General features: G+C 35.2%; 23 protein-coding genes. 18 read left to right on the top strand and 5 right to left on the bottom strand.

Going from position 1 to position 25,592, the window contains the following annotated elements; genetic code table 11:
- Positions 1 to 119: 119 nt before the first annotated feature.
- Together ACFPVY_RS08675 and ACFPVY_RS08680 are read right to left on the bottom strand one after the other, a co-directional pair.
- The gene (locus ACFPVY_RS08675) at positions 120 to 458 is read right to left on the bottom strand and encodes a hypothetical protein (protein WP_379791586.1); all 339 of its coding nucleotides are present in this window, start codon (positions 456 to 458) and stop codon (positions 120 to 122) included.
- Between the two features lie 206 nt (positions 459 to 664).
- Positions 665 to 3,823: a PAS domain S-box protein gene (locus ACFPVY_RS08680; RefSeq protein WP_379791587.1), complete on the bottom strand. Its 3,159-nt coding sequence runs from the start codon at positions 3,821 to 3,823 to the stop codon at positions 665 to 667.
- Positions 3,824 to 3,976: 153 nt separating this feature from the next.
- Here ACFPVY_RS08680 and kaiC point away from each other — a divergent pair, with 153 nt between their 5' ends.
- From kaiC to ACFPVY_RS08745, 13 genes are all read left to right on the top strand, one after another.
- Complete coding sequence (gene kaiC / locus ACFPVY_RS08685; protein WP_379791588.1) at positions 3,977 to 5,680, top strand: circadian clock protein KaiC; 1,704 nt, start codon at positions 3,977 to 3,979, stop codon at positions 5,678 to 5,680.
- Complete coding sequence (locus ACFPVY_RS08690) at positions 5,677 to 5,967, top strand: circadian clock KaiB family protein (RefSeq protein ID WP_379791589.1); 291 nt, start codon at positions 5,677 to 5,679, stop codon at positions 5,965 to 5,967. Before kaiC ends, ACFPVY_RS08690 begins: the two co-directional genes overlap by 4 nt.
- A gap of 5 nt (positions 5,968 to 5,972) precedes the next feature.
- Entirely contained in the window at positions 5,973 to 6,272 is a 300-nt protein-coding gene (locus tag ACFPVY_RS08695; protein ID WP_379791590.1) for a circadian clock KaiB family protein, read from the top strand.
- Positions 6,273 to 6,274: 2 nt separating this feature from the next.
- Positions 6,275 to 7,537 (top strand): sensor histidine kinase, encoded by a 1,263-nt coding sequence (locus ACFPVY_RS08700; protein ID WP_379791591.1) that lies wholly within the window; start codon positions 6,275 to 6,277, stop codon positions 7,535 to 7,537.
- Positions 7,537 to 7,947, top strand: coding sequence for a response regulator (locus tag ACFPVY_RS08705; RefSeq protein ID WP_379791593.1), 411 nt, complete (start codon positions 7,537 to 7,539; stop codon positions 7,945 to 7,947). Before ACFPVY_RS08700 ends, ACFPVY_RS08705 begins: the two co-directional genes overlap by 1 nt.
- 74 nt (positions 7,948 to 8,021) lie before the next feature.
- A complete protein-coding gene (locus tag ACFPVY_RS08710) occupies positions 8,022 to 8,993 on the top strand; it encodes an EamA family transporter (protein WP_379791594.1) in 972 nt (323 codons plus the stop codon).
- Between the two features lie 56 nt (positions 8,994 to 9,049).
- Complete coding sequence (locus ACFPVY_RS08715; RefSeq protein ID WP_379791595.1) at positions 9,050 to 9,403, top strand: DoxX family protein; 354 nt, start codon at positions 9,050 to 9,052, stop codon at positions 9,401 to 9,403.
- Positions 9,404 to 9,508: 105 nt separating this feature from the next.
- On the top strand, positions 9,509 to 10,861 hold the full coding sequence (locus tag ACFPVY_RS08720) for a sensor histidine kinase (RefSeq protein WP_379791596.1): 1,353 nt from the start codon (positions 9,509 to 9,511) through the stop codon (positions 10,859 to 10,861).
- A gap of 20 nt (positions 10,862 to 10,881) precedes the next feature.
- The gene (locus tag ACFPVY_RS08725; protein WP_379791597.1) at positions 10,882 to 11,706 is read left to right on the top strand and encodes a sterol desaturase family protein; all 825 of its coding nucleotides are present in this window, start codon (positions 10,882 to 10,884) and stop codon (positions 11,704 to 11,706) included.
- Between the two features lie 102 nt (positions 11,707 to 11,808).
- Positions 11,809 to 12,087 carry a DUF2805 domain-containing protein gene (locus ACFPVY_RS08730; RefSeq protein WP_379791598.1) on the top strand — a complete coding sequence of 93 codons (279 nt, stop codon included), beginning with the start codon at positions 11,809 to 11,811 and terminating at the stop codon, positions 12,085 to 12,087.
- A gap of 99 nt (positions 12,088 to 12,186) precedes the next feature.
- Positions 12,187 to 13,119, top strand: a complete 933-nt coding sequence (locus ACFPVY_RS08735; RefSeq protein WP_379791599.1) for an alpha/beta hydrolase family protein — start codon at positions 12,187 to 12,189, stop codon at positions 13,117 to 13,119.
- 74 nt (positions 13,120 to 13,193) lie between these two features.
- A complete protein-coding gene (locus tag ACFPVY_RS08740; RefSeq protein WP_379791600.1) occupies positions 13,194 to 15,050 on the top strand; it encodes a M61 family metallopeptidase in 1,857 nt (618 codons plus the stop codon).
- 123 nt (positions 15,051 to 15,173) lie between these two features.
- Entirely contained in the window at positions 15,174 to 15,884 is a 711-nt protein-coding gene (locus ACFPVY_RS08745) for a DUF4369 domain-containing protein (RefSeq protein WP_379791601.1), read from the top strand.
- Positions 15,885 to 16,012: 128 nt separating this feature from the next.
- On the opposite strand, the gene ACFPVY_RS08750 is transcribed toward ACFPVY_RS08745, so the two are convergent.
- A complete protein-coding gene (locus ACFPVY_RS08750) occupies positions 16,013 to 16,264 on the bottom strand; it encodes a type B 50S ribosomal protein L31 (RefSeq protein WP_125012278.1) in 252 nt (83 codons plus the stop codon).
- Between the two features lie 244 nt (positions 16,265 to 16,508).
- On the opposite strand from ACFPVY_RS08750, the gene ACFPVY_RS08755 reads away from it, so the two are divergent.
- Genes ACFPVY_RS08755 through ACFPVY_RS08775 form a run of 5 tightly spaced genes read left to right on the top strand, consistent with a single transcriptional unit; the run spans position 16,509 to position 22,320 of the window.
- Positions 16,509 to 17,051: a DUF4199 domain-containing protein gene (locus ACFPVY_RS08755; RefSeq protein ID WP_379791602.1), complete on the top strand. Its 543-nt coding sequence runs from the start codon at positions 16,509 to 16,511 to the stop codon at positions 17,049 to 17,051.
- Positions 17,052 to 17,054: 3 nt separating this feature from the next.
- The gene (locus tag ACFPVY_RS08760) at positions 17,055 to 18,011 is read left to right on the top strand and encodes a glycosyltransferase family 2 protein (RefSeq protein ID WP_379791603.1); all 957 of its coding nucleotides are present in this window, start codon (positions 17,055 to 17,057) and stop codon (positions 18,009 to 18,011) included.
- A gap of 34 nt (positions 18,012 to 18,045) precedes the next feature.
- Positions 18,046 to 19,773, top strand: a complete 1,728-nt coding sequence (locus ACFPVY_RS08765) for a phospho-sugar mutase (RefSeq protein WP_379791604.1) — start codon at positions 18,046 to 18,048, stop codon at positions 19,771 to 19,773.
- A 15-nt stretch (positions 19,774 to 19,788) separates the two neighbouring features.
- Positions 19,789 to 21,615: an ABC transporter ATP-binding protein gene (locus tag ACFPVY_RS08770; RefSeq protein ID WP_379791605.1), complete on the top strand. Its 1,827-nt coding sequence runs from the start codon at positions 19,789 to 19,791 to the stop codon at positions 21,613 to 21,615.
- Positions 21,616 to 21,621: 6 nt separating this feature from the next.
- Entirely contained in the window at positions 21,622 to 22,320 is a 699-nt protein-coding gene (locus ACFPVY_RS08775; RefSeq protein WP_379791606.1) for a hypothetical protein, read from the top strand.
- 32 nt (positions 22,321 to 22,352) lie between these two features.
- Here ACFPVY_RS08775 and ACFPVY_RS08780 read toward each other — a convergent pair whose 3' ends face one another.
- Complete coding sequence (locus ACFPVY_RS08780) at positions 22,353 to 23,087, bottom strand: hypothetical protein (protein WP_379791607.1); 735 nt, start codon at positions 23,085 to 23,087, stop codon at positions 22,353 to 22,355.
- A 54-nt stretch (positions 23,088 to 23,141) separates the two neighbouring features.
- Entirely contained in the window at positions 23,142 to 25,547 is a 2,406-nt protein-coding gene (locus tag ACFPVY_RS08785) for a TonB-dependent receptor (protein WP_379792004.1), read from the bottom strand.
- Positions 25,548 to 25,592 lie beyond the last annotated feature (45 nt).

Below are 25,592 nucleotides of genomic sequence, written 5' to 3' on the forward strand. Positions count from 1 at the left end.
TTTAAGTTTGAAGAACGTCTTTTTCTTATTAACTTAAATCTTGTTAAAATAGTATTTTCTAGCTTGAATTTTGGCCAAAAAAAAACCTCCGTAAAAGAAGATTTTAACTTATGTTCAGATTAATTTCGAATTGATTTTAATCTTGTATCGAGATAAAAAGTGTAATCCACAAGCGATTCGTCTCTGTAATGGCTTCGGTTTGCGATGAATTTCATGTCGATGTCAAAGTTCTGAAAGAAGCTTTTATTGTCTTCCACTACATCTTTTACAGCATCTAAAATTTCTGGCGTAGATTCTTTAAAAAGGCGCAAACAATCTTTTGAAGTTTCTTCGTCCTTTGGAAAATATCGAACGCTGACAATGTCTAATTCATTTTTCAAAATACTCAAATCATTGCACTCATTAAGATAAATTAATGTGAAATGGCGGTCATTTATTTCTATAACTTTTGTGTTCATACGCACGATACTCATTTTGTAAAAGTATGCATATGAGTACCATAAAAATTATACGCCTTTACATTTTTTTTACATAATTCTAACATTTGATAAAACCAAGGTATAAATCTTTACGTAAATTAAGTAAAACTTAAAATTTCCCGAGCATTAATTTCCCTAATCTAAAATTAAACCGAAAGAGCCACTTTTACCACGAGTGGCTTTTTTTATTCAATTTCTAGCAACTGCTTTTTCGGAAGCAAAATTGTAAAAATTGCTTTTTCGCCTCTGATTCCGGTGGCAGAAATAGTTCCGTGGTGTCTTTCTACGATTTTTTTGCAGAGTGCTAATCCCAAACCAGTTCCTTCATAATCATCTTTTGCATTCAATCTTGAAAACACGTCAAAAATCTTTTCTGAAAAACTTGGATCAATTCCAATTCCGTTATCAGAAACAGTAATTTTCACCATTTCGTCGCCGTCTGTTGAAGTATCATCTTCGGAATTAATTTCGATAACTGTTGGAACATCGCTTTTTGAAAATTTCAACGCGTTATTGATCAAATTATAAAATAACTGGTGAATTAAAACATCGGCGCCTTCAATTTCTGGAAGATTTTCCCTGATAATCGTAGCATTTTTTTGCTGGATTAAGAGTTCCAAGTCAGATTCAATATTGTCAATAATTTTATCCAAATAAATAATTTCATTCTTTTGTTCGGCCGAAGTAAACTCAGAATATGCCAAAACGCCTTCAATCATTGAGAACATTCTGTCGGTGGCGTTGTGCACTTTGTTCAAATATTTCATCCCGCGTTCTGGCAATAATTCGCCATAATCGCTCTGCAACATACTGCTGAAAATCTTGATTTTTCGAACCGGTTCTTTTAAATCGTGACTTGCAACGTGCGCAAATTGCAACAAATCTTCATTCGATCGATGCAATTCTAAAGTTCGTTCTTTTACTAATTTTGTCAGTTGTTCTGCAAATTGTTTTTGCTCTGTAATATCCTGAACCACACCAATTAACGCAATTGGCGTTTTATTTTCGTCATAAATCAACTTTCCTTTTACGCGCGCCCATCGAATAGATTTATCTTTTCTTAAAAGTCGCGTTTCATATTCTAAAACTCCAGACTCTATTGACTTTTTATGCGCCTCATTTCGAATCGGAAGATCTTCTGGATGAATATACGACGCCAATTCACTTCTAAAAGTGCTGTGTCCGCCCCAAATTTCATCAAATCGTTCTGAAGTTGACATTTCGTTTGTCAATAAATCTACCTCATACGAACCTAAATCTGCAGATTCAATTGCTAATCTCGCTTTTTCTTCTGCTTCTTCTATTTTTTTTCTGGCCAAAACTTGTTGCGTAACGTCAATTGCAACGGCCATAATTCCGGAAATTGAACCGTCAGACTCGCGAAACGCTTCATATACAAAATCAACATAAATTAATTTCAAATTTTCTTCCCTCGGAAGATTTACCGGAACTTCATTAGCATTTATCGTCTTTCCAGTTTCAAAAACTGAATCTAAAAGCGCTTCAAAACCTTGTCCTACAATTTCTGGAAGGCCTTCAATAATTGGCTTCCCAGAAACTTGAGACGTTGTTTTTCCCCACAATTCTAACATTTTATCATTAGCAATTTCAACCGTGTGCTCTTTTCCTTTGAAAATACACATTGCGACCGGCGCTTTTGAAATCGTATTTCTAAGATTTATTTCACTTTCTTCAATTCTTTTTTGCGCTAAAACATTTTCGGTAACGTCAATTGCAATGTCTAAAATTGCGTACACTTTTCCTTGAGAATCAAAAATTGGAGTGTATGTGAAATCATAATAATTGTATGTCAACACGCCATTTTGAACGATTTTTACTTGAGTTCCAAAAGTTTGAAACATCTTTCCGCTGGTAAAAACATCGTCTAATATTTGGAGAAAAGGTTGTCCTTCGGTCACCAACTCTGGCATTGCTTCAATTAATTTCCATCCGGTGACGTCGCCTTTTCCAACGATTTGATTAAAAATTTCGTTTTGGTTTTCAATGACCAAATCTCTTCCCACAAATAATCCGATGGCAATTGGCGCAGAAGCAATCAAAGTTCTGAAACGCTGTTCACTTTCTTTAATTTGAACTTCGGCCAATTTCTGTTCATGAATATCCACAACGGTTCCCACAAAGCCTTCATATTCGCCATTGTCGTCAAATTTGGGCGTTGCGCTGTCCATTACCCAGCGGTATTCTCCATTTTTATTTTTAAGACGGTACGCAACGCTAAAATATTCTTGATTTTTATTTGCTTCTAAAAAAGCTCTTCCCGCCTCTTCTTTATCATCAGGATGCGTGGCGTTCAACCAGCCAAAACCTTCGGCTTCTTCCTTTGTTTGTCCGGTGTGATCGTACCAATTTTTGTTCAAAAATGTGCAGTATCCGTCAGCTCGCGTAATCCAAATGATTGCAGGAACGGCGTCAGTAAGTCTTCTGAAATAGTTTTCTTTCTCAACTTCAGCTTTTCGAATTTCCAATTTATCTGTGATATCCTGTAGCGTTCCGTTAAAACGATACGCAATTTTATCTTCGTTAAACCAAGCTTTTCCTTTAGCGACAACTGTTCTCTCTGTTTTTGTCTTTGAATTTACAATCGTATATTCAATTTCATATTTTTCTCCTGGATATTGAAGTGCCTTTGAAATAGCTTCGGCGACAGCCTCACGATCTTTTTCTGCAATAGTATTTACGGCATCTGGAAGATCAATTTCAGCTTCTTTTGGAAGTCCAAACCATTCTTTCAATCGATCATTTCCTGTAAATTTATTGGTAATCGGATTTAAATCCCAAGTTGCCAATTCTGCCGATTCAATGGCAAAACTTAACAAATCTTCACTTTCTTTCAGCTTTGCATAATCTTTAACTCGGTCAGTATTTTCGGTACAAACCACAATTACTCCGGCAACTTTTTCAGCTTCATCTTTAACTGGGCTGTATCCAAAAGTCCAATAAGCATCGCCCATTTTTCCGTTTCTATATAAAGGAAGCATCAAATCTTCGATATAAACCGATTCACCTTTTTTAGTAACTTGATCAATTAAAGGACTGATGGAATTCCAAACTTCTGGCCAGCATTTTTCAGCAGTTTGACCCAGCGCGCCGGGGTGTCTTCCGTCAACGCCTAAAATTTTTCGATAAGCATCATTGTAAAATTGCACCAAATCATCTCCCCACCATAAAAACATCGGGAAATTTGAATTGATGATAATGCTTAAAGTTGTTTTAAGACTTTGGGGCCAAGTCTCGATCGCTCCCACTGAAGTTGAAGACCAATCATAGGCGTGAATTCGCTCTCCCATTTCTCCGCCTCCAGCTAAAAATTGTACTGATTCCATTTGAAAATTTGAAAGAGGAAAGTTAATCTTTTTTTACAATAACTAAATTATATCTTGATTAGATTTATTTGCTAAATTTTCCTAAAGATTTTAGAAACCATAGGATAAAAATGTTAAATTTGATTTACTACTACATTTAAAATATGACTCCCCGTGCAGAAAAATAATAGATCTAACTCAAAAACTGAAAAGTTTATATTTCCAAAAACTCCAACAGGCGTGGAAGGCTTGGATGAAATTACCGACGGAGGTTTTCCCCAAGGAAGGCCTACCTTAATTTGCGGTGGCGCAGGATGCGGAAAAACGCTGTTGTCAATGCAATTTTTAATTAGAGGAATCACTGAATATGGTGAATCTGGCGTTTTTATGTCGTTTGAGGAACCTTCGAAAGATTTGTCTTTAAACGTAAAATCTTTGGGCTTTGATTTGGAACAATTAAAGGCTGATAAAAAATTAGTTGTAGATCACGTTCGTGTGGAACGTTCTGAAATTGAGGAAGCTGGCGAATATGATCTTGACGGTTTGTTCGTGAGATTAGGTTACGCTATTGACACTGTAAAAGCAAAACGAGTTGTTCTTGACACCATCGAATCGCTGTTTGCTGGTTTAGACAATCAGACTATTTTGAGAGCCGAATTGAGACGATTGTTTCACTGGCTGAAAGAAAAAGGCGTTACAGCAATCATCACCGGCGAGCGCGGTAATGGCACTTTAACCAGACAAGGACTTGAAGAATATGTTTCTGATTGCGTGATAATGTTAGACCACCGCGTGATCGAGCAGGTTTCCACAAGACGTTTAAGGGTTATAAAATATAGAGGTTCTACCCACGGAACCAACGAATATCCATTTTTAATTGATAAAGACGGAATTTCTGTTTTACCGATTACTTCACTGAAATTAGACAATAGCGTTTCTTCTGATATTGTTTCTACCGGAGTTCCTGGATTAGACGAAATGTTTGAAAAAGGAGGCTTTTATAGAGGAAGCAACATCTTGGTTTCGGGAACGGCGGGAACGGCGAAAACCACAATTGCCGCTTATTTTGCAGACCAGCAATGTTTGAAAAAAGAGAAGACGGTTTATTTTGCTTTTGAAGAATCGCCACAGCAATTGGTTCGAAATATGAAATCGATTGGTATTGATTTAGACCGACATATAAGAAACGGTTATTTAGAAATTCATTCTTCGAGACCTTCATTAAACGGGTTGGAATTACATCTCTTGACATTGCGAAAAATGATCAAAGAATTTAAACCGACAACTGTTATTATTGATCCAATTAGCAATTTAATTACCGTTGGAAGCATGCACGAAGTTCGATCAATGCTGGTTCGGTTGATTGATATGTTGAAAATAAATAACATTACGGCATTGTTTACGTCATTGAATAAACAGACTGATAATATTAGACCAGATTTGGCAGAAGAATCTGTTTCATCTTTGGTTGATACGTGGATTACGGTTCGAGATATGGAAGGAATTGGCGAAAGAAATCGTGGTATTTTCATTATAAAATCCCGAGGAATGGGCCATTCAAATCAAGTTCGAGAATTTGTAATTAAGAAGGAAGGAATTAAACTTTTAGACGTTGAATTAGGTCCAAATGGAATCTTAACTGGCGCCGCGAGAAAATCGCACGAACTGAGCACGATCGTGAACAAAATGAAGCTTCAAGATGAGCTAGACAGAAAAGATAGAGAAATTTTGAGAAAACGAAAAGTCTTGGAAGCCAACATTGAAACCTTGAGAAACGATTTTGAATCTGCGGTTGAAGAACTGAGCATCTTGAAGGCGAATGAAGGTTTGAAAGCGAGCGCTTCTGGAGAAAAAAATACGAAAGGAAAGAAAAAATGACAAAGCAACCCGCCGAATGGCAACTATTATTATACATCGCAGGACGAACTCCAAAGTCTGAAAAGGCTTTAGAGAACATTAAAAAATATGCCGAAGAACATCTTGCGGGAAAATATTCTATTGAGATAATCGATCTTTTGGTCAATCCACAATTGGCCGAAGGCGATCAAATATTGGCAGTCCCAACTTTGGTGCGAAAATTTCCAGAACCGATCCGAAAAATCATCGGCGATTTATCCAATGAAGAACGCGTTCTTGTTGGCTTAAATATTAAACCCCTAAAATAGCCAAAGTGGAAAACTCCCAAAATAATATGGCCGATTCTGGAAGGTATAATTTTATATTATTTATCTCTGGAATGTCCACAAAATCAAGTCGCGCTATTGAAAATCTTCGGGAAATTTGCGACGAGCATCTTCCCGATAATTTTGATTTGCAAATCGTGGATATCACAAACGAAGAGCATCAGGCTGTTAATTATCAGATTGTTGGAGTTCCTACTTTGATAAAAACAAATCCAAATCCACGACGCACGATTTTAGGCGATTTGTCTGATACTGAAAAAGTTTTAAGAATTTTAGACCTTGCTTAGCTTTGAAAGAAAAAGAAAAAAATACCGACCAATTGCTTTCAGAGATCGAAGAACTGAAAAATCAGCTTTTTGAAGCCCACAGTATAATTGATTCTATAAAGCAGGGAGAAATTGACGCACTCGTGGTTCATCAGCAAGGAAAAGCGCAGATTTATTCGCTTGAAAGTGCCGATTATACTTACAGAATTCTGATTGAAAAATTTGGCGAAGGCGCGTTAAGTATCGCTGACAATGGAATGATTTTGTATTGCAATGAATATTTCTCAAAGCTAATTGGGATAAAAGCTACAAATATTATTGGAACTTTATTTGAAGATTATGTAGAATTTCCTTCGGAATATAAAAAGCTTAAAAATTCGCTTAAAAACGGAAATGCCAAGGGCGAAATCAATTTGAAATTCAAAAATAAGACTGTTCCGGTTTATGTCTCTTTGAGTGATTTACATCCGATGGTTTCTGCTTTTGGAATTGTTTTAACAGATTTATCCGAAAAGAAAAAACACGAAAAAGCGTTAGATTTATACCAGCGTCAATTGGAAGCAAAAGTCAATGAATTGAACCTTTCCAATATAAATTTGGAACAATTTATTCACGTAATTTCACACGATTTAAAAGAGCCGTTGCGAAAGATTTTGACCTACACTTCGTTGCTGAACGCTACAAAATCACAAATTTTTTCTGAAAAAGAAATTTCTAATATGAATGTGATCAGTTCGTCTGCGCAACGATTAAATTCTTTGGTCGATGATTTGGTAAAATATGCATTTAGCGCAGTGAAAGAAGACACTTCCACTGTGGATTTGAATGAAGTTTTGACTGAAGTTTTAGACGATTTAGAACTTCTTATTAAAGAAAATAACGCGAAAATTAATTGCGACGGACTTCCAAAAATCAAGGCTTCGAAAGTTCAAATGCGACAATTATTCTCCAACTTGATCTCAAATGCCATAAAATATAGCAAGAAAGAAATGATTCCTGAAATCACTATTTTATCCGAAAAAGTGGACGGAAATTCAATTCAAATGCCTGAAGACAATTACTTTAAAATTTGTTTTACCGATAACGGAATTGGTATGAATCCTGATCATTTGGGCAAGATTTTCACTATTTTCCAACGACTTCACATGAAAAACGAATACTCTGGAAACGGAATCGGGCTGGCGATTTGCAAGAAAATAATGGACAATCATTCAGGAAAAATTGATGTGGAAAGTTCGCCAGATGGTAGTATCTTTAGCCTTTATTTACCAATATCTCCCCAATAATGAAAAAACTGAGAAACCTCCATATTTTAATTGCAGAAGATGACTTTGATGACGGCGAAGTTATTTTGGAGAGTTTTAAAAAACATCCTCTTTTCTTAAAAGTGGAAATCCTGAGAAACGGAAAACAGCTTTTAGATTATTTAAATGACGAAACAAAATCAAAACCAGACTTGATTTTAACCGATTTAAATATGCCAATCATCAACGGATTGGAAGTTTTAAAGGAAATTTGCCATCATCCAGAATTCAAAAAAATCACGACTTTTGCGTATTCCACTTCCAGCAATCCAGTTTATCAGGCAAAATGTATCGATTTTGGAGCAAAAGCTTTTTTGACAAAACCCACCGAAATAAGCGAATTCGATGAAATTCCGCAGAAAATCATCCAAGTAGTTTTGCAAAACTTATAACGTTTAATTAGCATCTCTATACCAGTTATTCTTTTCTCAATCCTTATCTTTGTCGGCTTTTTAAATTTTAAGAAATGACAAATAATAACGTGTTGAAGGGAGTTTTTTTGGTCGGTTTAGGTGCCACAAGTTATGGCATGCTGGCCACTTTTGTGAAAATGGCATATGGCGAAGGTTACACGACAGCAGAAGTTACTTCCTCTCAATTTGTTTTTGGAATCATCGGAATTTTGCTGATCAATGCTTTCCAAAGAAAACGAAATAACAATACTGCTGTTCAAGCAAGTAGCAAAAATAAAACCCAATTAATGCTCGCCGGAACTTCCACAGGTTTGACGAGTATTTTCTATTATTTGGCCGTAAAATTTGACATTCCAGTTTCAATTGCCATCGTTTTGTTGATGCAAACCGTTTGGATTGGTGTTTTGCTTGAATGGTTTTTAGAGAAAAAATTACCTTCAACCGTAAAAATAATTTCGGTAATAATTGTTTTGATCGGAACAGCTTTCGCTACAAATTTGATCAATTCTGATATAAAATTAAATCCGCTTGGCTTATTTTTCGGAATGTTGGCTGCGGTATCTTTTACAACCACAATGTTTACGGCAAACCGCATTGCGACTGAAATTTCTTCGGCACAAAGAAGTTTGTACATGCTTTTAGGCGGAGGAACAATGGTTTTAATTTTTACGCTAATTACTCAAATTATCCCGAATCAATCTGCTGAAATGGCCGAAGCGTTGGGAGTTTTTTCAACTGCAAAAGATTTTAACTTCGAGATTTTCTTGAAATGGGGAATCGTACTTTCTTTATTTGGAACCATAATTCCGCCGATGCTTTTGAACGCTGGTTTTCCGTTAACCGGAATTGGTTTGGGAAGTATCGTTTCGTCGTTAGAGCTTCCTGTTTCTGTGTTGATGGCTTACTTTTTACTACACGAGCAAGTGCTTTTTGTACAATGGATTGGAATTTTGCTAATCATTTTGGCCATTGTAATTATGAATGTAAACTTCAAAAAGAAGAAGAAAGAAATTCAAGTTCTTTAAATGTCAGCAATTTAAGTTGTAAATTATTTTCCGTATATTCGTGAGAAACAACTCTTATGGATTTTCCTTGGCATTTGTATTTAATGGCGTCAATTTATATTTTGGCCGGAATAAATCATTTCAGGAAACCCAAAATGTATGAAAGAATTATTCCTCCCTATTTTCCAAATGCAAAATTGCTCAATCTTTTAAGCGGCTTTGCAGAAATTGTCTTCGGAATTTTATTGATGATTTCAGGCTATTCAAAATTTGGCGCTTGGGGAATTATCTTCCTTTTAGTTGCTTTTTTCACCGTCCACATTTATATGTTGCAAGACAAAAAAGCAAGTTTCGGATTGCCGAAATGGTTACTTTGGTTGCGAATTCCTCTGCAATTTTTACTTATTTATTGGGCTTATCTTTACACTTAAAAACCTAAAGTCGTTTTTCTTCGTAGCTATGAATTAATTGCATTAATTTTGCAGTGATTTTAGTGGCAGAAATGCCTCGAAAACAAATACCACAAAACCCGAAAAATGAAAAAAATTTCGTTGAAAACGAGCATCGATCTTACCTTTGCCGTATTTCTTGTAGCCTTTGTTGTGCTCGCCTACTCTACTTACAATCGAGCGCAATCCGTTCACCATAACCGTTTGATTGTCAATCAAACCAGCAATATAAATACTGTTTTAGAAAAAGTTTTATCGAGTGCGATCGATATTGAAACCGGCGCGCGCGGTTTTACGATTACAGGCGATACAAGTTATTTAGAAGTTTACAAAACTGGCGATAAAAACCTCGCAGTTTGGATCGATTCGCTTCATTCAATGAACGAAACAGATGCTTTGCAATTGCAAAAATTAGACACGATCAAACGTCTTGTTGAATCTAGAAAAATCATCAGCGCCCACATCATCAAAACTCGAAAAGAGGAAGGAATGGAACAGGCGGTTTCTATAGTAAAAACAGGCCGTGGCAAGGAAGTTATGGATTCTATTCGCGCTTCAATTTCAAGTTACCAAAATGAATCGGTTCGAATTTTATCTAAAAATTTAAGCGAGACCGAAGAAAATGTAAGAGCCAGAAATGCAAATTTTATTTTGTTTGTGATCATCGCATTTATCGTTGTGGTTTTTGCTTATGTAAAAATTAGACAGAATGCAAAACAGATGGTTTTTGATAAAATTATTCAAGAGAATTTGATGAACGAATTGACAGTTCAAAATCAGCAACTAAATGATTTTGCGAACATTACTTCTCACAATTTACGTTCTCCTGCTTCAAATATTACAGCGTTAATTTCCACAATTGAAGAAAATAGTACGGTGGAAGAATACCAGATGATTTTTGAAATGCTTAAAAAAGTCGCGCAAAACCTGAATGATTCCTTAAATCAATTGATGGAAGTGCTTCACATTAAAAAAAATAAAATAATTGACAAAGAATTATTACCTTTTCAGGAAATTTTTTCGCGCACTTTAGAATCGCTTCAAGGCGAAATTTTAAAATCAGGTGCGATTATCAAAGCCGATTTTTCTCAAATTGCACAGGTAGAATATTCGAAAATTTATTTGGAAAGTATTTTCCACAACTTGATTAGCAATGCGTTGAAATATCGCGACAAAGTAAGAATACCGGAAATAAATATCAGAACCGAAAAGAAAAACGGAAACATTTTTCTGCATATTTCTGATAACGGACTCGGAATTGATTTGGAAAAAAACGGCCATAAAATTTTTGGGATGCACCAAATTTTTCACAATCATCCCGACGCGAAAGGAATTGGTCTTTTTATGACCAAAACCCAAATTGAAAGTATGAAAGGAAAAATCACTGTTAGCAGCGAAGTCAATGTTGGCACGACTTTTACGGTAATGTTCGTTCCATAGCAATTTAAAAATAACGGAATATGAATGAGATAATTAATTATTTTTCGACAATTCCTTCCTTGCACCGCGCGCTCATTCTCGTGGGCGGAATTGCGATTTTTTGGATGATTGAAAATGCGTTTCCGTTGTTTAAATTTGAATATAAAAAATGGAATCACGCCGGAATCAACATCTTTTTTACGTTGACAACCATCGTTGTGAATTTTGTTTTGGCTTTTATTTTATTGCTTTCCGCAGATTTTGCGGTTGAAAAAAAGTTTGGGTTGTTGCAATGGCTTCCTGAAATTCCGTTATGGCTGTTTACGTTGATCGGATTGCTTCTTTTGGATTTAATCGGAGCTTATTTGGCGCATTTAGTTCAACATAAAACCAAATGGATGTGGCGTTTTCACTTGATTCACCATACCGATACTTGGATTGACACGACTTCTGCAAACCGCCATCATCCTGGCGAAAGCGTTATTAGGTTCGTTTTCACTGTTTTTGCCGTCATAATTTCTGGCTCGCCGATGTGGCTCGTTTTTTTATATCAATCAATGTCTGTTGTGTTTTCGCAATTCAATCACGCCAATATTTCGTTGCCAGAAAAACTTGATAAAATCATCAGTTATTTTATCGTTTCACCAAATATGCACAAGGTTCATCACCATTATATGTTGCCTTACACCGATTCAAATTATGGAAATATCTTTTCGATTTGGGATCGTTTATTCGGAACCTTCACTTCTTTGCCCAAAGAAAATATTATTTATGGAGTTGACACGCACATGAAAACTGCAGAAAACAACCAGCTTTCAAATTTAATTCAGATTCCGTTTCAGAAGCATCGGTCGCCTCAAAATTAAATCTTTAAAAAATTTTCATACTCTTGAAAAAGTAATTATTTTTTTTCTTAATATTGGATAACTATTAATCAACAAAAATTTATCTGAATTAATTTTCAAGTAATGAAAAAAGGGAAGAATATTGAATTGACTCGCGAGGAACACGAAAAGCTTGTGACTTTGGCTTTAGAAGAACGAAATCCTTTTGAGATTATTAAAAAAGAATTGGGATTAGCCGAAAAAGAGGTAATCGAAATTATGAAAAAAAGGCTTACCGCAGATAAATTTGAACTGTGGAAGAAAAAAGCTATGGCCAGCAAGCCAAAACCAAAACCGCCAAAAATCGATGATTTCGATGATGATTTGGATGGAAAATACTACATCAAAAATAAATTCGACTAAGATATGAAGCTTCCTTATTGGAAGCTTTTTTTATAAAAAAAATGGTAGTTCGTTTCAGAAATCTTATTTTGCATCGAATTCCTAATTAACCTCTCAATTATGAAAAAAGCTTTACTGACTTATCTCTTTTTATTCTCTACAATTATTTTTGCTCAAGAAAAAACTTTTAAAACCGAAGAAATTTCAATTGATCCGATGTTAAACGGAACGCTTTACAAGCCAAACAAAAGTTCTAAAAAGACAAATCTTGTAATTTTAATTCCGGGTTCTGGAATTCCTGACAGAAACGGAAACCAGCCTGGCGCGAGCAATAATTCGCTAAAATTTTTATCAGAAGGATTGGCTTCAAAAGATATCGCCGTTTTTGCTTATGACAAACGTGCTATCGCACAATTAAAAGCAGGAAATATTTCAGAAAAAGATGTGACTTTTGACGATGTAATTGCCGATGTCAAACAAGTTATCCAATATTTTAAAACAAAAAAAGAATTTAATAAAATCATTATTTCAGGCCATAGTGAAGGTTCTTTAGTCGGAATGATTGCTTCAAAAGACAATGCCGATGGCTATGTTTCCATTGCTGGAGCTGGAAGACCCATTGACGAAATTTTGGAAGAACAAGTTGTAAAACAAGCGCCTTTCTTGAAAACTGAACTACGAAAAAACCTTGATATTTTAAAAAGCGGACAAACTTTTAAATTAGAAAACAAAATGTTGAGTTCGTTGTTTCGAGAAAGCGTTCAGCCTTATTTGATTTCTTGGTTTAAATATGATCCGAGAGTGGAAATCAAAAAACTTCAGATTCCGGTTTTGATTATTAATGGAACCAAGGATCTTCAAGTTCCAGAAAGCGATGCGGAATTATTGCACGAAGCTTATCCAAAATCTGAATTGGTGATTATCGAAAATATGAATCACGTTTTTAAAGAAATCAAAGAAGATTCAGAAAATATGAAAAGTTATAACGACTTGACATTGCCGGTGGTACCAGAGTTGATCGAAAAGATTGCTACATTCGCAAAAAAGCTTTAATTTGCTGAAAATAATTGGTAGTAACTGTAACAAACACGAAAGTCGCGCTACCAATAGAAATAAATTTATTGAATATGAAAAAAATATTTTATTCACTGGCAATCGCTTCTTTGATTTGGAGCTGTAAACCAACTGAAAACGCGGTTTCAAATACTGCTAAAATTGAAGTTCAAGTGGATATTGACTTGACTAATGTGACCAATGACAAAGTGATGGTTACCGTGACGCCTCCGGCAATTAAAGAGGATAAAATCACATATCATATTCCAAAAATCATCCCTGGAACATACTCTGAAGACGATTACGGAAAATTTATTGAGAATTTAAAAGCTTACGATAAAAGTGGAAAAACATTAGTTGTTGCAAAAGTTGACGATAATTCTTGGTCAATTTCTGATGCAAAAAAGCTTGCAAAAATCACTTATTTAGTAAACGATACTTACGATACTGAAGGAGAAAGTGAACACGAAATCTTTTCACCGGCCGGAACAAATATTGATGCAGGAAAGAACTTTATGTTGAACACGCACGGTTTTGTTGGTTATTTTAAAGAATTTCAAGAAACTCCTTACTCAGTAAATATTGCGCATCCGGCGACGCTTTGGGGTGCAACTTCAATGACTGATACTGATGCGAGCGATTCAAAAGATACTTTTATAGTTTCAAGATATTCTGAATTGGTGGAAAATCCAGTTATGTATTCGAAACCAGATTATACGACGTTCACGGTTAACGGAATGGAAATCTTGATCGCAGTATATTCTCCAAACGGAATTATCACGGCAGAAAGCATCACTCCAGAAATGAAAACGATGATGACTGCGCAAAAGAATTTCTTAGGAAAATTTAATTCTACGAAAAAATATAGCGTTCTTATTTATCTTTCTGATACACAATCTGGTAAAGATGCGCAAGGTTTTGGAGCTTTGGAACATCCAACAGCAACGACAGTTGTAATGCCAGAAATGATGCCGAAAGAACAATTGGCAGAACAATTAAAAGACGTGGTTTCTCACGAATTTTTTCACATTGTTACCCCGTTGACAATTCACTCAAAAGAAATTCAATATTTTGACTACAATAATCCAAAAATGTCTGAACATTTGTGGATGTATGAAGGTGTGACAGAATATTTTGCAAATTTATTCCAAATCAATCAAGGTCTGATTACTGAGGAAGAATTTTATACAAGAATGGCTGGCAAAATTGCAAATGCTTCAAGAATGGATGACACAATGCCGTTTACAAAAATGAGCGCAGAAGTTTTGAGAAAACCATATAAAGATCAATACTTAAATGTGTATGAAAAAGGAGCGCTGATCGCAATGTGTTTAGACATTCAAATTCGTCAAGATTCTAACGGAGAAAGAGGAATTTTAGATTTGATGCAAAAACTTTCTAACGAATATGGCTCTAAAAAAGCATTTGACGACAGCGAGCTTTTTGACAAAATTGGTTCATTGACATCACCAGAAGTTCGCAAATTTTTAGATACTTATGTTTCGGGATCTACTCCTATCAATTACGCAACTTATTTCGGAAAAATGGGCGTAACTGAAGGAAAATCGAAAGAACCAGGAAATGTTTTTATCAAGGGACAAACGCCAAATATCACTGTAGATCAATCCACTAAAGAAATTATTTTGCTTCCAGGTGCTGAAAACATCGACTTTTATAAAGCAATTGGCGCTAAAGCAAATGACGTAATTTTAGAAGTTAATGCCACAAAATACAACCTTGACAATATTTATGAAATGATTATGGGAAGTGTTGCTTGGAAAGAAAACGATCCGATTACTGTGAAAGTTAGACGTGATAAAAAAGAATTAGTTTTAAAAGGAGTTGTAAAACTTCCTTACGAAGAAGTTGACAGCTGGAAAGCAACTGACGCCAGCAAGGCAAAATTGAGAGAAGCTTGGTTGAAAGGTTAATCAAAAAAACATTGAATTAATCCCTGATTTAGATCCTAAATCGGGGATTTTTTTATTATTTTGCCACAAATTAAAAAACAAAAAAATCACGATAAAAAGTCGTTGGAAACATCAAAACAAACTATGAAAAAAATACTTTTTGCTTTTGCCGCATTAGCCATAATTTCGTGTAATGACGAGAAAAGCACCGAAGGAAACCTTCACATTACCGGAAATATTAAGGGCTTAAAGCAAGGGACGCTTTATATTCAAAGAATTGCGGACACTTCTTTAGTTTCGATTGACACGATTCAAATCAAGGGCGATTCTAAATTTGAGAGCCATATACATATCGATTCTCCAGAAATGCTATATCTATTTGTTGACAGAGGCGAAACTAATAGTATTGACAATAATCTTATGTTTTTTGCGGAACCAGGAGTTATGACTATCGATACAAATCTCGACAAATTCTTTGCTGATGCTAAAATAACAGGTTCAAAAAACCAAAAGTTATATGAAGATTACAAAAAAATAATGGCGCGCTTTACAGAAAAAGATTTGGAAATCACGGAGCAAAAGTTACGTGCCTTTCAATTTAATCGAGATGCGCCGATTGACACAGACGCAAAAAGCAATGAATTATTGAAAAAAAGATATTTGGTAAGCATCAATTTTGCGATGAACAATAAAGATCATGAAATTGCGCCTTTCATTGCGCTTTCAGAAGTTTATAACGCAAATATAAAATACCTTGATACCATAAACAATTCTTTGACTCCAAAGGTTGCGGGTTCAAAATATGGTAAAATGCTGAACAAATTTATCGCTGATAGAAAAAAAGCAGAGCAATAAATAATAGCTGAATATTTTCAAAAAGCCACTTAAAATCAAGTGGCTTTTTTATTTTTAGACGAAAATTGATACACAAAAAAAAGCCTCCCATAATTGGAAGGCTTTCTATATTTAAAAACAAGCTTAAATTATTTAGCGTGTTTCGCGTATTTAGTTTTGAATTTATCGATACGTCCTGCAGTATCAATTAATTTAGATTTACCTGTGTAAAATGGGTGAGACGTTCTTGAGATCTCCATTTTCACAACTGGATATTCAACACCTTCGTGAATGATAGTTTCTTTTGTATCTGCAGTAGATTTAGTAATAAACACTTCTTCATTTGACATGTCTTTGAAGGCAACTAATCTGTAATTTTCTGGGTGAATTCCTTTTTTCATCTTAATTATTTTTTATTCGATTGAATTATAACTTGTTTTGCAGCTTTCCAATTTCTGAAAAGGTATAAACTCATTATAACTTTTTAGTTTTTAAACTTTTATTATTTTGAGTTTGCAAATTTACACTAATTTTTCAATAAACAAATCTTTCGCTCTCTTTTTTTTCTGTCATTATGAATTGATTTTTAGCTGACTGTAAATTGGGAATTGTTATATTTGTAGATTAATTTAAAAATATAAAAACATGAGCGAAATTACATCTCCTGCAAAATCAGCAGTTCAATACGGAGTTATTTTTGGAATAATTATGATTTTAGAATTTGTGATTCCTTACGCAATGGGATTAAACTTAATGGAAAACAAAACATTAGGTCTAGTTTTAAATCTTTTGAATTACCTTTTCTTACCAATCATCTTAATTTACATTGCCGTAAATAATTATAAAACTAATATAAACGGTGGGTTTCTATCGTTTGGTCAAGCTTTAAAAACAGGAGTTACTGTAACTGTCGTTGCTGGTTTAATTGTAGGTGTTTTTACAATAATCTTTAATATGATATTTCCGGAATACATGGTAGAAATTATGGAAACTACAAAAAAAATGATGGTGGAACAAAATCCAAATATGACTCAAGAACAACTTGATATGTCAGTTGCCATGATGGAAAAATTTTCTAGCCCATTTATTGCAGCTCCAGTTACTGTTGCCATGTATGCTTTTATTGGACTAATTTATTCACTTATAATAGGTGCAATTTTAAAAAACGATCGACCACAAGGTTACTAATAAATGAATCTATCCATTATAATTCCGCTTCTTAACGAAGAAGAATCTTTACGCGAACTTCACACTTGGATTGTCAAGGTGATGAACGCCAATAATTTTACATACGAAGTTGTTTTCATCGATGACGGAAGCACCGACAATTCTTGGCAATTAATCGAAACGCTTTCACACGAAAATCCAAATATCAAAGGAATTCGTTTTCTTCGTAATTATGGAAAATCTCAGGCTTTGCACGCTGGTTTTGCAAAAGCTTCGGGTAACGTAATTATCACGATGGATGCCGATTTACAAGACAGTCCAGATGAAATTCCAGAATTGTACCACATGATTATGGCGCAAAACTATGACTTGGTTTCAGGTTGGAAAAAGAAGCGTTTTGACTCCGTAGTTTCAAAAAATCTACCTTCAAAATTATTCAATTGGGCGGCACGAAAAACGTCTGGCGTTCAATTAAACGATTTCAATTGCGGACTGAAAGCCTATAAAAATGTAGTTGTAAAAAACATCGAAGTTTCTGGCGAAATGCACCGGTATATTCCGGTTTTAGCTAAAAATGCTGGATTTGGAAAAATCGGCGAAAAAGTCGTGGTTCACCAAGCCAGAAAATATGGCTCGACCAAATTTGGGATGGAACGTTTTATCAACGGATTCTTAGATTTGATTACGATTTGGTTTCTGTCAAGATTCGGAAAAAGACCGATGCACCTTTTTGGAGCCTGGGGACTTTTGATGTTCATCATCGGATTTTTCTCAGCCGGTTACATCGGAATCATGAAATTATACCGATTGTATGACAAACAAGACACCATTTTAATTACCGACAATCCTTGGTTTTACATCGCTTTAACTACGATGATTATTGGAACGCAATTATTCTTGGCCGGGTTTTTAGGCGAAATTATTTTGCGAACTAAAAATAATGAAGAGCGATATAAAGTTTCTAAAGAAATAAATCTCTAAATTTAAATATTGAATTTTTAAATTTCTATCAAAAATGCACATCGAAAAAAACATATTAGACAACGTAAACATTTGGCTTACGCCAACATTCGACGAAAAAACACAAACTGAAATCAAGGAAATGATGACTTCTTCTCCAAAAGAATTGGAAGAAAGTTTTTATAAAAATCTTGAATTTGGAACTGGCGGCATGCGCGGCGTCATGGGTGTTGGAACCAACAGAATCAACAAATATACGCTTGGAAAAAATACGCAGGGAATTTCAGATTATATGAAAACCGCTTTTCCTGGCGAAGAATTAAAAGTTGTGATTGCTTATGATTGCCGTCACAACAGCGATACTTTGGCAAAAGTCGTGGCTGACGTTTTTTCTGCCAATGGAATAAAAGTGTATTTGTTTTCAGAATTGCGCCCTACTCCAGAATTATCTTTTGCCTTAAAATATTTAAATTGTCACGCCGGAATCGTGTTGACAGCTTCACACAATCCGCCAGAATACAACGGATATAAAGTATATTGGCAAGACGGTGGACAATTGGTTCCTCCTCAAGATGGAGAAATTATTCAGGTAATCGAAGCGTTGACTTACGATCAAATTAATTTCAAGGCAAACGAAAACCTGATTGAATATATTGACGCAAAAATTGACGAAGCTTTTGTGAAATCTACCATTGAAAACGCAAGCTTTGATACTCCGGCGGAAGCTAAAGATAATTTGAATATCGTTTACACTTCTTTGCATGGAACTTCGATTAAATCGATTCCTGATGTTTTGTCAAAAGCGGGTTATTCTAATGTGAATATTGTTCCAGAACAAGCGATTCCTGATGGAAACTTTCCTACGGTAAAATCTCCAAATCCAGAAGAACCAGAAGCTTTGACTATGGCTTTGGCTTTGGCAGAAAAATTAAATGCCGATATCGTTGTGGGAACTGACCCAGACGCTGACCGTCTTGGTGTTGCCGTTCGCGATAATGACGGAAAAATGGTTTTGCTTAACGGAAACCAAACGATGGTTTTGATGACCGCATTTTTGTTGGAACAATGGAAAAAAGCTGGAAAAATTACCGGGACAGAATTTATCGGAAGCACGATTGTTTCCACACCAATGATGCTAGAACTTGCTTCAGCTTACGGAATTGAATGCAAAGTTGGTTTGACAGGTTTCAAATGGATTGCCAAAATGATTAAGGATTTCCCGAACCAAAAATTTATTGGCGGTGGCGAAGAAAGTTTCGGTTTTATGGTTGGCGATGCTGTTCGCGATAAAGACGCTGTTGGTGCTACCTTATTAATATGTGAAATCGCGGCGCAAGCAAAAGCAAACGGAAGCTCACTTTACAAAGAACTTCAAAACCTTTATGTTGACCACGGATTTTATAAAGAATACTTGATTTCATTGACCAAAAAAGGAATTGAAGGTGCCAACGAAATCAAACAAATGATGATTGATTTGCGTGAAAAACCTTTGAAAGAAATCAACGGACAACGCGTGATTATGGTTGAAGATTATGATAATTCTACAGCTAGAAATCTTTTTACCGATGAAATCGAAGAATTGAAAATTCCAAAATCAAATGTTTTGATTTATTATTTGGAAGACGGAACTAAAATCTGTGCGAGACCAAGCGGAACTGAACCAAAAATCAAATTCTATTTCAGTGTAAACGAACCGTTAGATTCTATTGAAAATGCAAAAGAAGTAGAAAATAATTTGGATCAAAAAATTAAAAATATCATTGCTGAAATGCAATTGCAATAATTCGCCAAAATATAAATGAGCAATTTTAAAAAAATAATTCCTTTTGTAAAACCGTATAAAAAATATGCTTATTTAAACATATTTTTTAATGTTCTTTTTGCATTGTTCAGTACACTGTCTTTCATTTCTTTAATTCCAATGATGCAGGTTTTGTTTGACCAAACGAAGAAAAAAACGGCTGAACCAACATACAAAGGCATCTTCGAAATCAGGTCATATCTAGAAGATTTTATGAGTTATAAAATCACTACAATTACCGAAGAACACGGCATTCAGACCACTTTGGCTTTTATGGTGGTTATCATTATTTCAATATTCTTGCTTAAAAACTTGTTTGATTATTTGGCGATGTTTTTTATCACGTTCTTAAGAAATGGCGTTTTAAAAGATATGAGAAATGCGATGTATAAAAAAACAATTGAATTACCGCTTTCCTTCTTCTCTGAAAAAAGAAAAGGTGACGTGATTTCAAGAATTTCTGGCGATGTAAACGAAGTTCAAAATTCATTTCTTTCGATTTTAGAATTGGTTGTAAAAGAACCTTTAACAATTGTTTTTACGATTGTAGCGATGTTTGCAATTAGCACAAAACTGACAATTTTTGTATTTGTTTTTATTCCAATTTCTGGCTACATTATTTCTTTGATTGGAAAACAACTAAAGAAAAAATCAACACGAGCTCAAGAAGAACAGGGAATTTTTCTATCAACTATTGAAGAAACTATCGGCGGATTAAAAGTGGTAAAAGGCTATAATTCTGAAAAGCATTTTGGCAACGTTTTCCAAAGGTCGACAGAACGTTTTTTTGAACTGTCAAATAGTATTGGAAACCGACAAAATTTGGCTTCGCCAGTAAGTGAATTTATGGGAATTACCGTAATTGCTATGTTATTATGGTATGGCGGAAATATGGTCCTGGTCGATAAAACCCTTGAAGGCGCCGCTTTTATCGCTTATATGGGATTAGCTTACAACATCTTGACTCCCGCGAAAGCAATTTCAAAAGCGTCGTATAGCATCAAAAGAGGAAATGCCGCTGCAGAGCGCGTTATGGAAATTTTGGAACAAGAAAACTATATCGAAGATAAGATTGATGCTTTTGAAAAACATTCTTTTGAGGATAAAATAACAATTGAAAACATCAACTTTAGCTATGAAAAAGAGAGGGTTTTAAAGAATTTTTCTTTGGAAGTAAAAAAAGGACAAACCGTTGCGCTTGTCGGACAATCCGGAAGCGGAAAAAGTACCATTGCCAATCTTTTGACTCGTTTTTATGACGTTCAAGAAGGAACGATTAAAGTGGATAACATCGGAATTAAGGATTTAAAACTAGAATCGCTTCGCGGTTTGACAGGATTGGTGACGCAAGACAGTATTTTGTTTAACGATACTATCAAAAACAATATTCTTCTAGGAAAACAAGACGCGACAGACGAAGAAATTATCGATGCTTTGAAAATTGCAAACGCTTATGAATTTGTAAAAGATTTACCACTGGGAATCAATACAAATGTCGGTGACAGCGGAAACAAACTTTCTGGCGGACAAAAACAACGATTGAGCATCGCAAGAGCCGTCTTGAAAAATCCACCGATTATGATTTTAGATGAAGCAACTTCTGCGTTGGACACTGAAAGTGAAAGATTGGTTCAAGTGGCTTTGGAAAATATGATGCAAAACAGAACGTCCATCGTTATCGCGCACCGACTTTCTACTATTCAAAAAGCAGACAAAATCGTCGTGATGCAAAAAGGTGAAATCGTGGAACATGGAACGCATGACGAACTTTTGGCAAAAGACGGTGTTTACAGAAAATTAGTAATGATGCAATCTTTCGAATAACTAAAAATGTATAAAAACAATCCAAATATTAGCATTCCCAATTCTGATACAGTTGTCTGGAAATATTTGGATTTATCAAAATTCCTAGACTTGTTGATGTCGCAAAAGCTTTTTATGTCAAGGTCAGATAAATTTGAAGACCAATATGAAGGCACTTTCAGCGAACCCACTTTTGAGGAAATCAAGAAAATTGCAGAAAATAATCCTGAGTTTTTAGACGTTTACAAAACGCAACGAAAAAATGTGGTCATCAGCAGTTGGCACATTAACGAATATGAATCTTTTGCGATGTGGCAGATTTTTACGCAAAACAGCGAAGGTTTGGCGATTCAATCCACGATTGGTCGAATCCAGGAATCATTGCATTTAGAAAATCAATTTGAACAACATATCGGCGAAGTGAATTATATCGATTACAAAAAAGAATACATTCCGTTTGATGATGATTTCTTTCCGTTTTTGTTTAAGCGAAAAAGTTTTCAATATGAAAGAGAAGTTAGGATAATTTCCAATCTTTCTTCTCGCAATTTGAACATTAATGAAGGCGTAAAAATTGAAGTGGATATTAATAAATTAATTGAAAAAATTTATATCCATCCAAAATCTGAGAATTGGTATAAAAATCTGGTGATTCAATTGGTAAAGCAATTGGGTTTTGATTTTAAGATTGGAAAATCAGATTTGGAAAGCGACATTTTGATATAAAAAAATCCCTAAGCAAAACTTAGGGATTTTTTTTATTCTTTATTTCCGTTTTCAATCGGGTCGTATTTTTCAGTTTTCCAATCTGGAGATAATAAATCTACGTAGTAATAATGAACCAAATCATTTTTATCGAAAGCACCGTTTTTATTGATATCTTCGATAGTTCTGTAGTACAATCTGTTTTGTGCTTCCACGATGTTCCAATCGATTAATTCTTGGAATTCGGCTGAAAGTTTTTGGAAATTTTTTCCGCTGATGTCACTGATGTAAAGACATTTGATATCGTTGGCATCCAATTTTCCATCTTTATTGGTATCCATATCCACTAACGAATAGACCAAAATCTGCTTTTTCGTTTTATCAGAAATCGTATTCAAAAACGTCACCGTTTGCATTTGGATTTTCTTGTCTGTCAAAGGTTTTAAAGCCGTTGAATCAATGTGTTGAAATTTCAAGTTTTCAAAATATCCGGTTAATTCAAATCGGTTGTAATTTGAAATCGCATAACTCACAGAATTGGTCTTGCTTGAACCATAAGTTCTGGTATTCCCATCATAAATTCTCACATCGCCAATTGCATGAATCAGGTATTTTGTGCCTTCCATGTGAATTGGCAAATCAGCAATTTTTATTTGAGAAGAATCTGCTTTGGCAGTTGGTTTTGCTTTTGCATCTTCATAAATCACCTTTGGCGTTGTTTTTTCCTTTTCGGTACAACTCGCTAAAAAAGCCGTAATCGCGATAATATATAGTGGAAATTTTTTCATTTTGTAAACTTAAATAGTCATTCAAATATAAAGATAAAACTTCAGAATTTCAATTTATAATTTCGCCGTAAGCTTCACATTGAAAACTCGCGTCGTCATATAATTCGGAATTCCGTATTGTACTTTTGTGTAAACATCACGAACCCAAGTATTTGTTATCGCATTTTGGTTGTTGAACAAGTTAAAAATTTCTAATCCCAGCGACAAATCTTTAAATTTCTTTAACCAATGTCCTTCTGGTCTTGCCTTGTTATTTTCAGTGAAAACATACGAAAATCCAACGTCAGCACGGCGGTAATCGCGCAATCTGCTTTGGTACAAATAAGGGTCAGCATACGATGGCGAACCACCCGGAAGCCCTGTATTGTAAACTAAATTCAGGTATAATTTTAAGTTTGGAATGTTCTGTACATAATCTTGAAATAAAATCCCAAACTTCAATCGCTGGTCCGTTGGTCTTGCGATATATCCTTTGTCGTTAATATTTTCTTCGGTTTTCATGTATCCAAAGCTAAACCAAGATTCTGTTCCCGGCACAAATTCTCCGTTCAAACGCGCGTCAAATCCGCTGGCAAACGCCTTGGCATCATTGTTTGCAGAATATCGAATTCGCACGTTATCCAACGTATATGTATTTACGTCAGACATCGATTTGTAATACGCTTCTGTTACCAATTTAAACGGTCGTTCCCACATCTGGAAACTGTAATCATTGCTCAAAACATAATGAATCGACTGTTGCGCTTTCACATCTGGATTCACCATTCCGTCATAACCGCGAAGTTCTCGGTAAAACGGCGGTTGGTGGTACATTCCCACAGAAAGGCGGAAAACCATATCGCTTTCCCAATCTGGTTTTATGGCAAATTGACCTCTCGGACTAAAAGTAGTTTGGCTTTTTCCGTCTAAATTATCTCCAGAAACTTGCCAATTGTGTGCTCTTACGCCTAAATTATACCACACATCGTGGTTTCCGATTTCGCTTTTTTTGCTCCATTGCACGTAACCCGAAAGGCGGTCGATTTTAGTAAAATTCAAAGCTCTCACATTTTGGTAAGGAACCAATGGTCCCAAATATGGATTATAAGGTTGGTCACGCGGAACATCAATAATCGGCGGATTCAATGAAAAACCAGCAGAATCAATCACTTCCCATTCCACCACTCTATCGCGAATATCTTCTCTGGTGTATTTAAAACCCCACTCAATTTTGTTCTCATTAATATTATGGAAACCTTTTACTTCAGCATTTACAATCAACGCGTCGAGATTATTTCTGGCGTGGCTCAATTGCGAACCTGCCTCCTGCGTAAAAACAATATCTCCAACGGTATCTGAACCGATATTGGTATCTAATTCTCCAAAACTATAGTTCGATTGAATGTCAAAATGTTCCTGCTCCTTTGTGTGATACGCAGACGCAATCAACTTCAACGTAAAATTCTCATTCGCTTGATACGTTGTTTTTAACGCTCCAAAATAAGTATCATATCTGTCTTTTTCTTGTCCTTCATAAAAAACCAAAAGCGCTTTTGGGTCATCAATTGTTCCAAAATTTGTCTGGCGCGTTAACGGCTCGTAGTTGTATTTATTTTGAGAAATATTTCCTAAGAATCCGATTTCCCATTTATTATTCGGTGTGTACGTTATGTAAGTTTGAACATCGGCAAAAGTTGGCCTGAAGTTGGTTTCTGTTTCTTGACTGTTTACAAAAAGGCTGTTGTCTCGATATCTTAATCCAACAATTCCTGCCCATTTTTGATTTTTTGAAGCAGATTCAACCATCAAAGCGCCACCCAAAAGACTTGCTTCTAATGATGCTCCAAAGCTTCTTGGTCTTCGATACGTGATATCTAAAACCGACGATAATTTGTCACCATATTTGGCTTGGAAACCACCCGCAGAAAAATCCACGTTTTGAATCATATCAGTATTGGTGAAACTCAAACCTTCTTGCTGACCAGAACGCACTAAAAACGGACGATAGACTTCAATTTCATTGACATACACTAAATTTTCATCGAAATTTCCCCCACGAACGTTGTAACCACTACTCAATTCGCTGTTGGAATTCACACCAGGAAGTGTCTTTATTAAGTTCTCAACTCCTGCATTTGCACCCGGAATCAACTTGATATCTTGAGAAGCAATGTTGGTAATTCCCTCTACTCTTTTTCTATTGTCAACAATAATTACCGCACCAATTTCCTCAAACTTTTTATTCAAAATCGGATTGAATTCTAAATCTTCGTTCGGTTTTAATTCCACTTCAACAGTTGTTCGTTTATTGGCGATATGCGAAAAAACAACTGTAACTTTTTTGTTTGCCGGAACTGTCAAAATGTAAAATCCTGTTTCGTCTGAAGCCGTTTTTTCTCCGCTTGAGCGAACATCAACATCTTCAACAGGCTGATTATTTTCGTCTAAAATTACGCCTTTAATCCTTGCTGTTTGTGCCATTGCCGAAAATCCGAGCAAGAAAAAAAGAGTTGCGAATAAACTATA

This window comes from Flavobacterium qiangtangense (assembly GCF_042658345.1).
Classification (GTDB): Bacteria; Bacteroidota; Bacteroidia; order Flavobacteriales; family Flavobacteriaceae; genus Flavobacterium; species Flavobacterium qiangtangense.

Excerpts from the sequence above, each read along its gene's own strand:
- ACFPVY_RS08675 (WP_379791586.1), bottom strand. The coding sequence starts at position 458 with ATGAACACAAAAGTTATAGAAATAAATGACCGCCATTTCACATTAATT.
- ACFPVY_RS08680 (WP_379791587.1), bottom strand. The coding sequence starts at position 3,823 with ATGGAATCAGTACAATTTTTAGCTGGAGGCGGAGAAATGGGAGAGCGA.
- ACFPVY_RS08690 (WP_379791589.1), top strand. The coding sequence starts at position 5,677 with ATGACAAAGCAACCCGCCGAATGGCAACTATTATTATACATCGCAGGA.
- ACFPVY_RS08705 (WP_379791593.1), top strand. The coding sequence starts at position 7,537 with ATGAAAAAACTGAGAAACCTCCATATTTTAATTGCAGAAGATGACTTT.
- ACFPVY_RS08710 (WP_379791594.1), top strand. The coding sequence starts at position 8,022 with ATGACAAATAATAACGTGTTGAAGGGAGTTTTTTTGGTCGGTTTAGGT.
- ACFPVY_RS08715 (WP_379791595.1), top strand. The coding sequence starts at position 9,050 with ATGGATTTTCCTTGGCATTTGTATTTAATGGCGTCAATTTATATTTTG.
- ACFPVY_RS08720 (WP_379791596.1), top strand. The coding sequence starts at position 9,509 with ATGAAAAAAATTTCGTTGAAAACGAGCATCGATCTTACCTTTGCCGTA.
- ACFPVY_RS08725 (WP_379791597.1), top strand. The coding sequence starts at position 10,882 with ATGAATGAGATAATTAATTATTTTTCGACAATTCCTTCCTTGCACCGC.
- ACFPVY_RS08730 (WP_379791598.1), top strand. The coding sequence starts at position 11,809 with ATGAAAAAAGGGAAGAATATTGAATTGACTCGCGAGGAACACGAAAAG.
- ACFPVY_RS08735 (WP_379791599.1), top strand. The coding sequence starts at position 12,187 with ATGAAAAAAGCTTTACTGACTTATCTCTTTTTATTCTCTACAATTATT.
- ACFPVY_RS08740 (WP_379791600.1), top strand. The coding sequence starts at position 13,194 with ATGAAAAAAATATTTTATTCACTGGCAATCGCTTCTTTGATTTGGAGC.
- ACFPVY_RS08745 (WP_379791601.1), top strand. The coding sequence starts at position 15,174 with ATGAAAAAAATACTTTTTGCTTTTGCCGCATTAGCCATAATTTCGTGT.
- ACFPVY_RS08750 (WP_125012278.1), bottom strand. The coding sequence starts at position 16,264 with ATGAAAAAAGGAATTCACCCAGAAAATTACAGATTAGTTGCCTTCAAA.
- ACFPVY_RS08755 (WP_379791602.1), top strand. The coding sequence starts at position 16,509 with ATGAGCGAAATTACATCTCCTGCAAAATCAGCAGTTCAATACGGAGTT.
- ACFPVY_RS08760 (WP_379791603.1), top strand. The coding sequence starts at position 17,055 with ATGAATCTATCCATTATAATTCCGCTTCTTAACGAAGAAGAATCTTTA.
- ACFPVY_RS08765 (WP_379791604.1), top strand. The coding sequence starts at position 18,046 with ATGCACATCGAAAAAAACATATTAGACAACGTAAACATTTGGCTTACG.
- ACFPVY_RS08770 (WP_379791605.1), top strand. The coding sequence starts at position 19,789 with ATGAGCAATTTTAAAAAAATAATTCCTTTTGTAAAACCGTATAAAAAA.
- ACFPVY_RS08775 (WP_379791606.1), top strand. The coding sequence starts at position 21,622 with ATGTATAAAAACAATCCAAATATTAGCATTCCCAATTCTGATACAGTT.
- ACFPVY_RS08780 (WP_379791607.1), bottom strand. The coding sequence starts at position 23,087 with ATGAAAAAATTTCCACTATATATTATCGCGATTACGGCTTTTTTAGCG.
- ACFPVY_RS08785 (WP_379792004.1), bottom strand. The coding sequence starts at position 25,547 with ATGGCACAAACAGCAAGGATTAAAGGCGTAATTTTAGACGAAAATAAT.